Below are 15,198 nucleotides of genomic sequence, written 5' to 3'. Positions count from 1 at the left end.
AACTAACAGTGTGTGTTTTCCCTCGTGCCGAATTCCCTCGACGTTCTCCAGATGAACATCAGCAGCACCATGGTGGTGGCCGCTCGGCATTGGCGAAAAATCTGCCAGAGCACGTTGGCCAACTATGGAATTTCCGAAGCCTGTGCCGTCCCGCTGCTGATGATCGGGCGCCTGGGCGAGGGTGTGCGGCAGGTGACGGTGGCGCAGGCGGCGGGGATGGAAAGCCCGTCCCTGGTGCGATTGCTCGATCAGTTATGCCAGGGCGGCTACGTCTGCCGCACCGAAGACGCCCAGGACCGTCGCGCCAAATGCCTGAGCCTGACCGATACCGGTCGCACCCTGGTGCAAGCCGTTGAGGTCGAGTTGGTGCGGCTGCGTCATGAAGTGCTCGAAGGGATTGCTGAGGAAGACCTTGAAGCGACGCTGCGCGTGTTGCAGGCCTTCGAGTCGGCCAGTCATTTGCCGGTGGCCAACCCTTGAGCGGCTTTTTTTCCGGCATGCCCTCGGCGCGGGATTGGTTCTACGGCGTGCGCACCTTCGCGGCTTCGATGATCGCGCTGTACATCGCCCTGCTCATGCAAATGCCGCGGCCATATTGGGCGATGGCCACGGTGTACATCGTTTCCAGCCCGTTTGTCGGTCCGACCAGTTCCAAGGCGCTATACCGTGCGGTCGGCACTTTCCTGGGGGCCGCCGCGGCTGTCCTGTTCGTGCCGATGTTCGTGCAGAGCCCTTATGTGCTGGTAGTAGTCATCGCGCTATGGACCGGGACGTTGCTGTTCCTGTCCATGCATTTGCGCACCGCCAACAATTACGCCTTGATGCTGGCCGGCTACACCTTGCCGTTGATCGCCCTGCCGGTGGTGAATAACCCGTTGGCGGTGTGGGACGTGGCCGAAGCGCGCACAGAAGAAATCTTCCTCGGCATCGCCGTCGCTGCGGTAGTTGGCGCAATGTTCTGGCCGCGACGGCTGGCGCCGGTATTCAACGACTCAGTGAGCAAATGGTTTGCCGACGCGTCGACCTACAGCGCGCGCTTTCTCGGGCGCAACGTGCAGCCCGACGAAGTCAGCGCGTTGCGCACCTCGATGGTTGCCACGTTCAATACCCTGGAGCTGATGATCGGCCAGTTGCCCCACGAAGGCGCGCGCCCACAAACGGTGCGCAACACCAAGGAGTTGCGCGGGCGGATGATTCACCTGTTGCCGGTGATCGATGCCCTCGACGATGCACTCTACGCCTTGGAAAGGCGCACCCCCGAGCTGGTGGACAAGTTCGCTCCCTTGCTCGCCGCCGCCAGTGAATGGCTTGAGCACAAAGACGCCGAGATCGGGCGCTGGCAAGCGCTAAAAGACCAGCTTGAAGCGCTGCAACCCAGCGCCGAAGAGCTGGGTGATCGCAAGCAACTGCTGTTCTCCAACGCCATTTATCGCCTCGGCGAATGGGTCGATTTGTGGCAGGACTGCCGCAGCCTGCAACACGCGATCCAGTGCGAAAGCCAGGACAGTTGGCGCGCGGTTTATCGGCATTGGCGTCTGGGGCGCCTGACCCCCTTTCTGGATCGTGGCCTGATGTTCTACTCCGCCGCCTCCACTGTCGCTGCGATCATTGTCGCCTCGGTGCTGTGGATTCTGCTGGGCTGGACCGATGGCGGCAGTGCAGTGATCCTGGCGGCCGTGGCGTGCAGCTTCTTCGCCTCGATGGACGACCCGGCACCGCAGATCTACCGGTTCTTTTTCTGGACGGCGATGTCGGTGGTGTTCGCCAGCCTCTACCTGTTTCTGGTCCTGCCCAACCTGCATGACTTCCCGATGCTGGTGCTGGCTTTCGCCGTGCCGTTCATTTGCATCGGGACCCTGACGGTCAAGCCGCAGTTCTATCTGGGCATGTTGCTGACCCTGGTCAACACTTCATCGTTCATCAGTATCCAGGGCGCCTACGACGCGGACTTCCTCAGCTTCGCCAACTCCAACCTGGCAGGCCCCGTCGGCTTGCTGTTCGCCTTTGTCTGGACCCTGATCGCCCGGCCGTTCGGTGCTGAGCTGGCGGCCAAGCGCCTGACCCGTTTCGCCTGGCGCGACATTGTCAGCCTCACCGAGCCGGCGAGTCTGGCCGATCACCGACGCCTGGGCGTGCAGGTACTGGATCGCCTGATGCAGCATTTGCCGCGCCTGGCCGTAATCGGCCAGGACACCGGCATCGCCTTGCGCGAGGTGCGTGTGGCGCTGAACCTGCTGGACCTATTGGCCTACACGCCGCGGGTTCAGGGTGCACCGCAAGCGTTGCTGCATCAGGTGGTTGCCGAGGTTGGCGAATACTTCAGGGCCTGCCTCAAGGCTGGCGAACGCCTGCCGGCGCCGAGCCCGTTGCTGATGACCCTCGACCGTACCCGTCGGGCATTGGCCGGCGCGCCGGACGAGCAAACCCGACTGCACCTGCTGCACGCCTTGAGCGGCTTGCGCCTGGCGTTGTTGCCCGGCGTCGAATTCGTCGGTTCTGCCGAGCCCGAAGAACCGCTTCCCCATGGCATCGATGGAGCGCCTTTATGATCGGTGACCTGGATATCAGCGGGGTGTTCCTGCCCACGCTGCTGGTGCTGATGGGCATTACCTATGTGTTGTACCTGTTGGTGCACGGGGTGCTGACGCGCCTGCACTTTTACCGTCTGGTCTGGCACCGGGCATTGTTCAACGTGGCCCTCTACGCCCTGCTGCTTGGCGCCGTGGACTCACTCAGTCGATACCTGATGACATGAAAAAACCGTTTTTAACCCTCGGTCGCGTAGTCCTGACCCTGCTGATCGTCACCTTCGCCGTGGTCGTGGTCTGGCGCATGGTGATGTACTACATGTTCGCGCCCTGGACCCGCGACGGGCACATCCGTGCCGACATCGTGCAGATCGCGCCGGACGTGTCCGGGCTGATCCAGCAAGTGCAAGTGCGCGACAACCAGTGGGTCAAGCGCGGCCATGTGCTGTTCAACATCGACCAGGACCGCTTCAAGCTGGCCCTGCGCCAGGCGAAAGCGGCGGTCGCCGACCGCGAGGAAACGCTGGCCCAGGCCCAGCGCGAAGCCAAGCGCAACAAGGGTCTGGGCAATCTGGTGCCGGGCGAGCAACTGGAAGAAAGCCAGTCGCGGGTGGCCCGCGCCCAGGTGGCGTTGATGGAAGCGCAGGTCGCTGTAGACAGCGCGCAGCTGAACCTCGACCGCTCGGTGATCCGCAGTCCCGTGGACGGTTACGTCAACGACCGGGCGCCGCGCGCACAGGAGTTCGTCAGTGCCGGGCGGCCGGTGTTGTCGGTCGTGGACAGCAATTCTTTCCATATCGACGGCTATTTCGAAGAAACCAAGCTCAACGGCATCCATATCGGCCAAAGCGTCGACATCCGGGTGATCGGCGACAACGCGCGGCTGCGCGGCCATGTGGAAAGCATCGTCGCCGGCATCGAAGACCGCGACCGCACCAGTGGCAACAACCTGCTGCCCAACGTCAACCCGGCCTTCAGTTGGGTGCGCTTGGCCCAGCGGATTCCGGTGCGTATCGCCTTTGATGATGTCCCTGAGGATTTCCGCATGATTGCCGGGCGCACCGCCACGGTCTCGATCATCGACGACCAGCACCGGGAGCTCGCGCAATGAGCAAGGCCTCTGGTTTGGCGATCGCCGGATTAGGCTTGCTGCTGTCGGCGTGTCAGATGGTCGGTCCGGATTATCACTTGCCGGCCGAAGCCGCGATCCACCGTGAAGACCTGCAGGGCGAACTGGCGGTGAACGGCAAACCGGTGGTTTCGGCGCCGGTGCCCGCCGACTGGTGGCGCCTGTATCATGATCCGCGGCTCGACCAATTGGTACAGCAGGCCTTGGCCTCCAACACTGATTTGCGCGTAGCGGCCGCCAGCCTGTTGCGAGCGCGTGCTCAGGTCGACGCGGCCGAGGCAGCGGGCGGCTGGAGCGGTGGGGTGAAGATGGGCGCCCAGCGCTTGCAGGAATCCGGTGAGGCGTTCTTGCTTCCGGAAAAGGTGCCGGTGGCCAACATTGGCGATATCGGCATCAGTGCGTCGTATCAGTTCGACCTGTTCGGCACCTTGCAGCGCGGCATCGAAGCGGCCAAGGCCAATGCCGACGCAACCCAGGCGGCCGCCGATACGGCGCGCATCACCTTGGTGGCCGATGTGGTCCGGGCTTATACCCAAGTGTGCGCGGCCAACGAAGAGCGGGAAATCGCCCAGCACTCCCTCGACCTGCAAGCCCAGAGCACCACACTCATCCAGCGTTTGCGCGATGCCGGGCGTGGTGACGAAACCCAGGTCACCCGTTCGCAAACCCAGTTCAAATCCTTGCGCGCCGACATGCCGCGCTATGAAGCTGCGCGCCAGGCTGGGCTGTTCCGCCTGTCGATGCTGCTGGCCAAGCCGCTGGATCAATTACCGGCCGGCACCGATAGCTGCGCCGAACTGCCAAAAATTGCGCAATTGTTGCCGGTGGGTGATGGTGCATCGCTGCTCAAGCGCCGTCCCGACATCCGCCAGGCCGAACGGCGACTGGCGGCCGCGACCGCTGGTATCGGTGTTGCCACCGGTGAGCTGTACCCGGACATCCGCATCGGCGCGACCATCGGTACGGTTGGTATCCTGGAAAACCTTGGCGAACCCTCCACCAACCGTTGGGGGTTCGGCCCGTCGCTGACCTGGAACGTGCCGACCAACGGCGCCCGAGCACGTATTCGTGAGGCCGAGGCAGTCACCCAGGCCACGCTGGCGCACTTCGATGGCGTGGTGCTCAACGCAATTCGTGAAACCCAGACCGGCCTGGCCCAGTACTCCGCCTTGCTGCAACGCCGCGAGGCCCTGGCGGACGCCGAGCAGTCGGCGAAACTGGCCGCAGACCAGACCCATCGCTTCTTCCAGGCCGGTCGTGCGTCTTTCCTGGCGGACCTGCAGGCGACACGCACTTACACCGACGTCACCGCGCAACTGGCCACCGCCAACACTCAGGTTGCCATCAGCCAGATCGATTTGTTCCTCGCCTTGGGCGGCGGTTGGGAAAGCGGACGAACGCAAGCGTCGAACTCCAGCAAACCCTGAGGCCGTTGCTATGCTTTGAAGTGTTGAAAGGGCGTTCCTGCAAAAGCGCCCTGGATTCGCACAAGGCTCGCGCAGGTCATGGGGAAACCAATAATGAAAAACCCTTATGCTCTCGGCTTCTGGTGCGCCGTGGTGGCGTTAGTGCTGCTCACGGGCACCTATTTCTACGGCATCATGCTGGCTAACCAGATCGACACGGCGCTGACGTTCCTCGACAGTGCCGCCCTGTTGATAGCCGCGATGTCCATTTCGGTGGTGGCCTGGGCCACGGTCCAAGGGCAGCGAACCAAAAAAAGACAGCTTGAACAAGGCAAGACCCTGGTGATGATCTGGGACACCAAGGTGGCGCTACGGCGTGTCGAATCGGTCTTCGATCGTTATTTTTGGGGCAGCTATTGGCAACCGGGCAGGACCTTCCAGGAAGTCATGGGGGAGCTCACGGGCACGCCGCTGGAAAAAAGCCTCGAGACCCTGAAAAAGCAATGCCTCGAGCTGGACAAACAAGTGGCTGACGACGGTCGCCACTGGCTCAACAATGCCCGCGAATTGGCTGACGTCGCCACCGCCATGGCTCGCGAGCGCTATCAGCTGGACTTCTGCGACCCGCGCGGGGAAGTGACGGGTGGGGCGGTGATCAACCGGGATTTCGAAGTGCTGATCTATACGTGGACGGCGCGGCTCAAAACCTTTGATCATCAGCTTGATGAGATCGAGGTTCAGTATTCCTGATTCCGTGTTGGCAGGACTGACGCCTTCGCTGGCAAGCCAGCTCCTACAGGTATGAGGTGATCCTTGTAGGAGGGGGCTTGCCAGCGAAGGCGGTCTTGTATTCGCCAAGACACTTTTTCACCCTTAACCATTGGGCCACCCATCGCGCCTGATGCTAACCTGCACCCCACTTTCAGCGCTGTCGTGACCGCAACCCGTCATGGGTCCAGGGAAGACGACCACACCTTCAACAACGGACATTGAACGGGTCATTCATGAATAAATCAGCAGGCGTGCTCCTGGGAATTGTTGTCGCCATGGGTGCAATCAGCGCCGGCGGCGCCTGGTTCACCGGCACCAAGATCGAAGGTGTGCTCAACACCTCCCTGGCGGATGCCAACAAGCAATTGCAGGCCGCCATGGTCGGTTACAAAGGCACCGCCTCGCTGGAGCTGGTATCCCTGGAACGCCATGTATTCAGCAGCACGGCGCATTACCGCCTCAAGGGTGAGGGCGAGATGTTCGGCGAGGCCCCGGTCGAATTACTGTTTGTCGATCACATTGAACACGGCCCGCTGCCGTTCTCGCGCCTGGTGTCGCTGAAGTGGTTGCCGGTCATGGCTACCAGTCACTACGAACTGGAAAAGACCCCGATCACGGAAAAATGGTTCGCCGCCACCAAGGACGCTTCGCCGCTCAAGGGTGTGGTCAACATTGGCTACGACAACTCCACCAATGGCACGCTTGAATTGCTGCCGCTGGAAACGGCACTGGATGACAAGTCCAGCCTGAAGTTTTCCGGTTTGAAAGTTGACGTAGCGGCCAGCGCCCAGGCGCAGAAGGTCAAGGCCGACGGCTACATGGACAGCCTGAAGCTGACCACCGTTGCCGAAGACCAGACACCTGTGCAGGTCGAGTTGAGTGGTCTTACCCTGGCCAGCAACCTGGCAAAAAGCACCTACGGTTATTACACCGGCGATAACACCGTCGAGCTGAGCAACAGCAAAACCACCTTTGGTCCCAAGCAGTCGGTACTGGGCTTCAAGAATTTCGAAATGAAGAACCATACCGAGGAATCAGGTAGCAGTGCTTCCGGGCGCGCCGATTACAAGATTGCCGAAGTGTCCCTGAACGGCAAGGCCGTGGGTTCTGCCCAACTGGCCATGAGCCTGAAGAACCTCGACATCCCGGCGACGATGTCGTTGATGCAGATCTACCAGACTAAATTGCAGCCCTATGAGCAGGTCGCCGCCGAAGCTGTCGAGGCCGGTCAACCGGTCCCCGAGCTGAACTTGACCGAAGCAGAAGAAGCGCAGCTTAAAAACAGCCTGGAGCAATTGCTGGCGGCTGGCCCGCAGGTGGCCCTGGAGAACCTGTCGTTCAACACCGCCAATGGCGAAAGCCGCGCCAACCTGGTGCTGGACCTGACCAAGCCGCAATCGATCGACCTGCCGGCCGACCAGTTGGTCCGCCAGATGATCGCGTTGCTGGACGTCAATTTGAAAGTGTCGAAACCGATGCTGGTCGACCTGCTCACCGTACAGTCGCAAATCGATGGTCAGACCGACGCCAAGCTCATTGCCGATCAGGCCACCGCCACCGCCGACATGTTCAGCAGCATGGCGGTCGGCTCGCAACTGGCAAAACTGGACAACAACAACGTTGTCAGCCAACTGCACTACGCCAATAACCAGGTGGAGTTCAACGGCCAGAAAATGACCGTCGAGGAGTTCGTCAGTTTCTTGATGAGCAAGTTCGGTAATCCTGGCTTAGTCCAAGAGCCATAACCGTCCCCTGTAGGAGCCCGGCTTGCCGGCGAAGGCGTCTTTGAAATCGCCTTCGCCGGCGAGCCGGGCTCCTACAGGTCCGTTTCAACCGCGAATCAACCGCCATGCTTCGTCCACAGGTAACGGCTGTTTCATTCGTTCGGCAAGCATTGCCATCGTGCGCTCTTCGTCACAGGCCACGGCCGCCATCACCACGCCGTTTTTACCGAACAGGCCGATGAAGGGCGGATTGAATGGATCACCTTTGAACTCCACTTCATCCCACGCTTCGACGTGGCCGAGGTAGTCGTAGTTCTTGCCAAAGTGCCAGGTCCAGAAATACGGTACGTCGAGGTAATGCTCATCGCCACCGAGCATATTCGCCGCGGCAATCCGTGCCTGCTGTTGGGCTAGACGCCAGTGTTCGATGCGTTGCGGATGACCGTTGAGCGGGAACGTGGCGATATCACCAGCAGCCCAAAGGCCATCAGCTACGCGCATCCCGCCATCGACCAGCAGCGACTGGTCCTTTTCCTTCGGCAGATCGGCAAACGCCGAGGTCGCCGGGGTGACACCAATTCCGACCAGTACCAGGTCTGCCGCTAGACGCTGATCATTATCCAGGCGTACCGCTTCGACTCGCGTCGTTCCTTCTATCTGCACTGCCTCGCCCGCCGTGCGGTACACCACGCCGTTGGCCTCGTGCAGGGCGAGAATCGCCTTGCCCACCGTCTCGCCGAACTGTTTGGCGAAAGGCACCGGTTGCCGGGCCAGGACCGTGACGTCCAGACCGTATTGGCGCAGGGATGAAGCGGACTCCATGGCGATGAAGCTGTCGCCAATGATCACCGCGCGCTGACCGGGTTTGGCGCTGTCCAGAATCTGCCGGGCATGATCCCTGGAGCGTAATACGAATACCTGCGCAAGTTCGGCGCCGGGTAGCTCCAGGGGCTTGGGGCTGCCTCCCGTTGCCAGCAACGCGGCGTCATATTCGAGTGACTGGCCGTTGGCCAACTGCAATACCCGGTTTTCAGCGTCCAGGCTCGTCACTTGCGCGTTGATCCGTTCGATACGTTGCTCGCGATAGAACGCTTCATCGCGCAGGGCCGGGACTTCGTCCGGTGGGGTTTGCCCGGCGATCACGAATTTGCTCAGCACCGTGCGGTCATAGCCCGCTGTTTCGCGATCGATCAGCAGCACTCGGCCTCCAAAACCTTTCTCGCGCAGCGCCGCTGCCGCCGCCGTGCCAGCAGCGCCGGCACCGACGATCACAAAGGTGCGCTCGTCATCGGCCGGTGGCGTATGGGCATCCCGCAGCGGCTGATCGCCCACCCAGACTTCTCCGTCCCGCACTTCAAGCGGATAGCGCTTGAGGCTGTCCAGGGCGGGAGGTTCACACAACCCACCGTCCTCGATCCGAAACTGCGCCTTGTGCCACGGACAGGTCAGCCGCCCATGGCACAGCGCGCCTTCGGCCAGGGGCGCTCCGGCGTGGGGGCATTCGCCTTGATAGGCGCGCACTTGATCGCCGACTTTCAGCAGGAGGATCTTGCTGTCCTGGACACTGACTTCCAGGCCACGGTCTTCGGGTATATCGGCGACACGAGCAACGCGATGCAGGGTCATGATCGCTCTCCAGACAGGCGTTTCAGTTATGAGTCTGGCGCTTAACGCGAGGTTCATCCAATTCCCACTGCCACCGCGTGAACGGTCCGGCTATAGTCTGCTCGCCGACCACGGCCCCACCCCGCACTAGGTGCTCCCGGTATGACCCGATTGACCTCTCTGACCCCTTGGCTAGCGGCCGTGACAGTCGCCCTTTGCGTGCAATTTCCGGCGCAGGCGGCCCAGGAGCGTTTCACCCTGAACATCCCGGGCGTCTCGGATGACCGACTGTTCACGTCGGCCGCCGCCAGCGATGCCCAGGGTTGCGGTGGGCACAACGTCTCGCCAGCGCTGAACTGGAACGCTGGTCCGGCAGGCACGCTCAGCTACGCCATCGTCATGCACGACCCGGACGGCCAAAAAGGCCAGGGCGTCGACCATTGGGTGCACTACGGCATCAAGGCCGGCACTCACCAGATTGCGGCGGGTGTCGGCGCCAAATCCGCGCTCGAGGGCGTGGGTGGCACCAACAGCAAAGGCACGACGGGGTACGTCGGTCCTTGCCCACCGGTTGGCGACAGCGCGCATCATTACATCATCCAGCTCTACGCCCTGGACCTCGCGCCGGATGCGCTGCCAGCCGGCCTGACTCGCGCCCAGTTGCTGGAAAAAATCAAAGGTCACGTGCTGAGAAACAGCAGCGTGGTACGGCGCTACCACCGCTGAAGAATTTTTAGCGCGGGTTAACCCGAACTCTCCGGGCTGTCCGTCTCACAGGATGAATGGATCAATTTCCTCCTGAGGTCAGCCCCATGTCCCTCCCTCTGCATGTTCTTCGTCCGGTAGCCCAGGGTTTCGCCGCCGGGCTGTTACTGGCCGTTGCCGGTTGCGGTGTGTCGTCCAAGCCCGATGCCGGCGCCGTGTCATCGCCGGCCCAGGCCGAGTTGAAAGCCGAGCCGCTAGTGCAGCAAGAAAGGCTCGACGCCGATGCGTCGATGAGCAAGCGCAGCGTCAGGCCAGCACCGATGGCGGGCTTCGCGCCAGTGCCCGCGGGCGAGGCTTATCCACAGGGCTATCGCGACGAACAGCGCGAGCAGTACCAGGCCCTGGCCGACAACCCGATCCACAGCGTCGCCCAAACGCCGGTCTCGACCTTCAGCGCCGACGTCGATACCGGCGCCTACGCCAACGTCCGCCGTCTGCTCAACCAGGGGCGACTGCCACCGGAAGGGGCGGTGCGGCTGGAGGAGATGGTCAATTACTTCCCTTATGACTACGCCTTGCCCGCCGATGGCTCGCCCTTCGGCGTGACCACGGAGCTGGCAGCGTCACCCTGGAATCCGCATACACGCCTGTTGCGCATCGGCATCAAGGCCTCGGACCGCGCGTTCGCGGAACTGGCCCCGGCGAACCTGGTGTTTCTGGTGGACGTGTCCGGCTCGATGGACCGCCGCGAGGGCCTGCCGCTGGTCAAGAGCACCCTGAAGTTGCTGGTCGATCAACTGCGCGATCAGGATCGGGTGTCCTTGGTGGTCTACGCCGGGGAATCGCGGGTGGTACTGGAGCCCACTTCCGGACGGGAAAAGGCGAAAATTCGTACAGCCATCGATCAACTGACCGCGGGCGGTTCCACTGCCGGAGCCTCGGGCATCGAACTGGCTTATCAACAGGCGCAACAGGCGTTTATCCCCAAGGGCATCAACCGCGTTCTACTGGCCACTGACGGTGACTTCAACGTCGGCGTCAGCGACTTCGACAGCCTCAAGCAAATGGCTGTGGATAAACGTAAAACGGGCGTATCCCTGACCACCCTGGGTTTCGGTGTGGATAACTACAATGAACACCTGATGGAACAACTGGCCGATGCCGGCGATGGCAATTACGCCTACATCGACAACCTGCGTGAGGCGCGCAAGGTGCTGGTGGATCAACTCGGCTCGACCCTTGCCGTCGTGGCGAAAAACGTCAAGCTGCAAGTGGAATTCAACCCCGCGCACGTCAGCGAATATCGACTGCTGGGGTATGAAAACCGGGCGTTGAAACGTGAGGATTTCAGCAATGACAAGGTCGATGCCGGTGAAATTGGTGCAGGACATACCGTGACTGCGCTGTACGAAATTGTCCCCAAGGGCGAGAAGGGCTGGCTGGAGCCCCTGCGCTACGCTCAATCGGGCGCAGTGGGGTCCGAAAAGCATGGCGAGTTGGCGATGCTGCGTGTGCGATATCAGTTGCCCGAAGGTGGGAACAGTCGCTTGATCGAACGGCCGATCGTTAACGACCCAGCCACCAAGGCCAGCGATGACCTGCGCTTTGCAGCGGCAGTAGCGGCGTTTTCCCAACAGCTAAAGGACGGACGCTACACCGGCGAGTTCAACCTCAAGGACACCGAAGCGCTGGCCCGCGGCGCCCGGGGTGATGACCGCTTCGGCCTGCGCAGCGAGTTTGTGCAACTGGTAGAGCTGGCGCACAGTTTGCGCACCACCACAACGTTGAATCCAACCGCCACTGAACGACGGATTGAATAGTGAGCCGATTGAAGGGGTTCATCAGCCAGCTGTTTGCGCCCGCAAGCAGCACCGAGGCCAGCAGCGACGAAGCGCTACTGGCCCGTTATCGCGAGGGCGACGGCGCGGCGTTCGAGATTCTGTACGCGCGCCACCGTCAGGGCTTGTACCGGTTTCTGCTGGGGTTGAGCGGCAGGGCGGAACTTGCCGAGGAGGTCTATCAGGAAACCTGGCTGAGCCTGATCCGCAGCGGCAGTCAGCCACACGGTCGGGCGACTTTTCGTACCTGGCTCTACCAGATTGCCCGCAACCGCTTGATCGATCACTGGCGCAAACACGGCGTCCATCAACCGCTGCACGACAGCTACGACGAACAGGCCCATGCGCTGCCCGATGACACCACCGATCCTGAGCAACTGCTGAGCCTGAGCCGTGACAGCCAGCGTCTTGAGGCCGCCCTGCAAGCCTTGCCCGCCGACCAGCGCGAAGTGTTCCTGCTGCGCGCCTACAGCGATCTCGATCTGCCGCAGATCGCCACCCTCACCGAAACACCGCTGGAAACCGTCAAGAGCCGCTTGCGTTACGCCCAGCAAAAACTGCGTCGGCTGCTGGCCGAGGAGGTACTGACATGACTGACGCCAAGCACACACCGAACCGAACGCTCGAACATTACCGCGAGCAGGCCACCGGCGAACCCCCTGCGCATCTCGACGCCTTGATCCTGGCCGCCGCGCGTAGCGCGGTGCCCGCGCCAAAGCCAGGCTTGTGGCAACGCTGGCTTCGAGCCTGCCAGCAACCCCGCTGGCAAGTGGCATTCGCCAGCCTGGTCGGCATCGCGCTGATGCTCTCGCTGGTCCAGCGCACGCCAGAGCAAGTGCCCAGCTACGACTTCGCGCCTGCGGCACCGGTCGCCAAACAGGAAGCCGAAGCAGCGCCGCCAGCGCTGGCCCGTTCCCTCAACGCCCCGGCCGGCGCGCTCTCCGCCCCGGCCCCCGCCGCGCCAATGGCGGAATCGGTGGTCCCAGCCCAGGCAGAATCCTTCAGCGCCGACAGGGCGGACGAAGCTAAAGCCAGCAAGCGTGCCGCGGCCCCAGTGAAATCCCTGGACGAGCAATTGCGCGAAGTGCTGCGCCTGGAAAAAACCGGGCACCCGCAAGCCGCCGATAAGCTGCTGGCCGACTTGCACAAACGCTTTCCCAACGAAAACCTCAGCGCACGACTCAAGGAGCTGCAGAAAAACTGATCGACCCGACGCTCGACGATTTGGCATCAAGGCCCGAAAGCGCGCACTATCGGGCCATAGTCGATGCGTTGGAGGATGCCGTGACAAAAAAAATCGACCGCATCGCCCAAATGCTCAACTGCCCGGAAAAGGGCGAGGAATTACGGCGGGCAATTACCGAGAGCCGTAAGGATTTTCTGCTGAGTCAGCAGGAAGAGGGTAATGCTGAGGAAGAAGACGTTCTTGAAGAGGAAGAGTTCGAGGACGATGATGAATACGACGAGTTTGACTGGACCACAGAATGAAAAAACCGCTTAGGCGGTTTTTTTGACCCACAAAAAAGCCCCAGACCCAACGGCCTGAGGCTTTCTCGTTTCTACGTATGGTGCACCAGGCGGGATTCGAACCCACGACCCCTGCCTTCGGAGGGCAGTACTCTATCCAGCTGAGCTACTGGTGCAGCGGGCGCCATGATACTCATATGCATTGCAGGCGTCCATGCTGCTGAATCGCCTGTGTTTTTTTAAAGCGTAACCTGCGTTTGCTACGTTGATCAGAAAAATGAAGCAAAAAAGAGGTTTTCGTTCTTTTTTTCGAACGCCCTATTGTCCTTTACCCCCTTTGATCCTAGGATTCGTTTGAGATTTCAAACGCTCTTGTCTGGGTGCTGAACCGCACGATTTGAATCAGTGCGCTATTTATGTGCTTCAGCCCGGTGAATGATTTCCCTGACGGCAGCCTACTGAGGCGCCTTTCTACAATCATAATTTGCTCCGCGCCTGCCGCGGTGCTGTTAAGGAAAGCCGACATGCAGCTTAAAGACACCCAGTTGTTCCGCCAGCAAGCCTTCATCGATGGCGCTTGGGTTGATGCGGACAATGGTCAGACGATCAAGGTCAATAACCCGGCAACGGGCGAAATTCTGGGCACCGTGCCGAAAATGGGCGCTGCCGAAACCCGCCGTGCGATCGAAGCCGCTGACAAAGCGCTGCCGGCCTGGCGTGCACTGACCGCCAAAGAACGTGCGAACAAGCTGCGTCGCTGGTACGAGCTGATCATCGAGAACCAGGACGACCTCGCTCGCCTGATGACCCTGGAGCAGGGCAAGCCATTGGCCGAAGCCAAGGGCGAGATCGTTTACGCCGCATCGTTCATCGAGTGGTTCGCCGAAGAAGCCAAGCGCATCTACGGTGACGTGATTCCGGGCCACCAGCCAGACAAGCGCCTGATCGTGATCAAGCAGCCAATCGGCGTGACCGCTGCCATTACCCCGTGGAACTTCCCTGCGGCCATGATCACCCGTAAAGCCGGCCCGGCCCTGGCCGCCGGTTGCACCATGGTGCTCAAGCCTGCTTCGCAAACCCCATTCTCGGCGTTCGCCCTGGCTGAACTGGCCCAGCGTGCCGGCATCCCGGCTGGTGTGTTCAGCGTTGTTTCCGGCAGCGCCGGCGACATCGGCAGCGAGCTGACCAGCAACCCGATCGTGCGCAAGCTGTCCTTCACCGGTTCGACCGAAATCGGTCGTCAACTGATGTCGGAATGCGCCAAGGACATCAAGAAAGTGTCCCTGGAACTGGGCGGCAACGCGCCGTTCATCGTGTTCGACGACGCGGACCTGGATAAGGCCGTCGAAGGCGCGATCATTTCCAAATACCGCAACAATGGCCAGACCTGCGTCTGCGCCAACCGCCTGTACATCCAGGATTCGGTCTACGACGCGTTCGCCGAGAAGCTGAAAGTGGCCGTGGCCAAACTGAAGATCGGTAACGGTCTGGAAGACGGCACCACCACTGGTCCGCTGATCGACGAAAAAGCCGTGGCCAAGGTGCAAGAGCACATCGCTGACGCCGTTGCCAAAGGCGCCACCGTGCTGTCCGGCGGCAAATCGATGGAGGGCAACTTCTTCGAGCCGACCATCCTGACCAACGTGCCGAACAACGCGGCCGTGGCCAAGGAAGAAACCTTCGGCCCATTGGCGCCACTGTTCCGCTTCAAAGATGAAGCCGACGTGATCGCGATGTCCAACGATACCGAGTTCGGTTTGGCTTCTTACTTCTATGCTCGCGACCTGGGTCGTGTGTTCCGTGTGGCGGAAGCCCTGGAATACGGCATGGTCGGCGTTAACACCGGGCTGATCTCCAACGAAGTCGCGCCATTCGGCGGCATCAAGGCCTCGGGCCTGGGCCGTGAAGGCTCCAAGTACGGCATCGAAGATTATCTGGAAATCAAATACCTCTGCCTGGGCATCTAACAAGCCCGGCAAGGCATTGCTTCAAGCGCAAAGGGCACGAGAGCGCTGTCCCTTTGCG

14 protein-coding genes and 1 tRNA gene are annotated in these 15,198 nt (G+C 61.3%); 13 read left to right on the top strand and 2 right to left on the bottom strand.

The genetic code is table 11. From position 1 onward, the window contains the following. Positions 1-51: 51 nt before the first annotated feature. From BKX96_RS29685 to BKX96_RS29655, 7 genes are all read left to right on the top strand, one after another. Entirely contained in the window at positions 52-480 is a 429-nt protein-coding gene (locus BKX96_RS29685) for a MarR family winged helix-turn-helix transcriptional regulator (RefSeq protein ID WP_046815393.1), read from the top strand. After that, positions 477-2,549 (top strand): FUSC family protein, encoded by a 2,073-nt coding sequence (locus BKX96_RS29680; RefSeq protein ID WP_077186198.1) that lies wholly within the window; start codon positions 477-479, stop codon positions 2,547-2,549. Before BKX96_RS29685 ends, BKX96_RS29680 begins: the two co-directional genes overlap by 4 nt. After that, the gene (locus BKX96_RS29675) at positions 2,546-2,755 is read left to right on the top strand and encodes a DUF1656 domain-containing protein (protein WP_008059581.1); all 210 of its coding nucleotides are present in this window, start codon (positions 2,546-2,548) and stop codon (positions 2,753-2,755) included. The genes BKX96_RS29680 and BKX96_RS29675 overlap by 4 nt, the downstream gene beginning before the upstream one ends. Continuing rightward, positions 2,752-3,639, top strand: coding sequence for an efflux RND transporter periplasmic adaptor subunit (locus tag BKX96_RS29670; protein WP_077186197.1), 888 nt, complete (start codon positions 2,752-2,754; stop codon positions 3,637-3,639). The genes BKX96_RS29675 and BKX96_RS29670 overlap by 4 nt, the downstream gene beginning before the upstream one ends. Continuing rightward, a complete protein-coding gene (locus tag BKX96_RS29665) occupies positions 3,636-5,084 on the top strand; it encodes an efflux transporter outer membrane subunit (RefSeq protein WP_077186196.1) in 1,449 nt (482 codons plus the stop codon). Before BKX96_RS29670 ends, BKX96_RS29665 begins: the two co-directional genes overlap by 4 nt. A 93-nt stretch (positions 5,085-5,177) precedes the next feature. Continuing rightward, complete coding sequence (locus tag BKX96_RS29660; RefSeq protein ID WP_046815389.1) at positions 5,178-5,813, top strand: hypothetical protein; 636 nt, start codon at positions 5,178-5,180, stop codon at positions 5,811-5,813. A gap of 254 nt (positions 5,814-6,067) precedes the next feature. After that, entirely contained in the window at positions 6,068-7,579 is a 1,512-nt protein-coding gene (locus BKX96_RS29655; RefSeq protein WP_077186195.1) for a YdgA family protein, read from the top strand. Positions 7,580-7,663: 84 nt separating this feature from the next. Here BKX96_RS29655 and BKX96_RS29650 read toward each other — a convergent pair whose 3' ends face one another. Further along, a complete protein-coding gene (locus BKX96_RS29650; RefSeq protein ID WP_077186194.1) occupies positions 7,664-9,184 on the bottom strand; it encodes an FAD-dependent oxidoreductase in 1,521 nt (506 codons plus the stop codon). Between the two features lie 141 nt (positions 9,185-9,325). Here BKX96_RS29650 and BKX96_RS29645 point away from each other — a divergent pair, with 141 nt between their 5' ends. The 5 genes from BKX96_RS29645 (at position 9,326) to BKX96_RS29625 (ending at position 13,194) form a co-directional block, all read left to right on the top strand. After that, positions 9,326-9,889, top strand: a complete 564-nt coding sequence (locus BKX96_RS29645) for a YbhB/YbcL family Raf kinase inhibitor-like protein (RefSeq protein ID WP_046815386.1) — start codon at positions 9,326-9,328, stop codon at positions 9,887-9,889. 86 nt (positions 9,890-9,975) lie between these two features. Continuing rightward, on the top strand, positions 9,976-11,688 hold the full coding sequence (locus BKX96_RS29640; protein WP_077186193.1) for a vWA domain-containing protein: 1,713 nt from the start codon (positions 9,976-9,978) through the stop codon (positions 11,686-11,688). A 29-nt stretch (positions 11,689-11,717) separates the two neighbouring features. Then, on the top strand, positions 11,718-12,299 hold the full coding sequence (locus BKX96_RS29635) for an RNA polymerase sigma factor (protein ID WP_179092190.1): 582 nt from the start codon (positions 11,718-11,720) through the stop codon (positions 12,297-12,299). Next, a complete protein-coding gene (locus tag BKX96_RS29630; protein WP_077186191.1) occupies positions 12,296-12,910 on the top strand; it encodes a hypothetical protein in 615 nt (204 codons plus the stop codon). The genes BKX96_RS29635 and BKX96_RS29630 overlap by 4 nt, the downstream gene beginning before the upstream one ends. 20 nt (positions 12,911-12,930) lie before the next feature. Then, positions 12,931-13,194: a hypothetical protein gene (locus BKX96_RS29625; protein WP_077186190.1), complete on the top strand. Its 264-nt coding sequence runs from the start codon at positions 12,931-12,933 to the stop codon at positions 13,192-13,194. Positions 13,195-13,272: 78 nt separating this feature from the next. On the opposite strand, the gene BKX96_RS29620 is transcribed toward BKX96_RS29625, so the two are convergent. Then, positions 13,273-13,349 (bottom strand) — tRNA-Arg (locus BKX96_RS29620). 348 nt (positions 13,350-13,697) lie between these two features. Between BKX96_RS29620 and gabD the strand changes: the two genes are divergently transcribed. Then, entirely contained in the window at positions 13,698-15,140 is a 1,443-nt protein-coding gene (gene gabD / locus BKX96_RS29610; protein ID WP_046815380.1) for an NADP-dependent succinate-semialdehyde dehydrogenase, read from the top strand. Positions 15,141-15,198 lie beyond the last annotated feature (58 nt).

This window comes from Pseudomonas putida (genome assembly GCF_001976065.1).
Classification (GTDB): domain Bacteria; phylum Pseudomonadota; class Gammaproteobacteria; order Pseudomonadales; family Pseudomonadaceae; genus Aquipseudomonas; species Aquipseudomonas serbica.
This window is presented reverse-complemented; position numbering and strand designations above follow the sequence as displayed.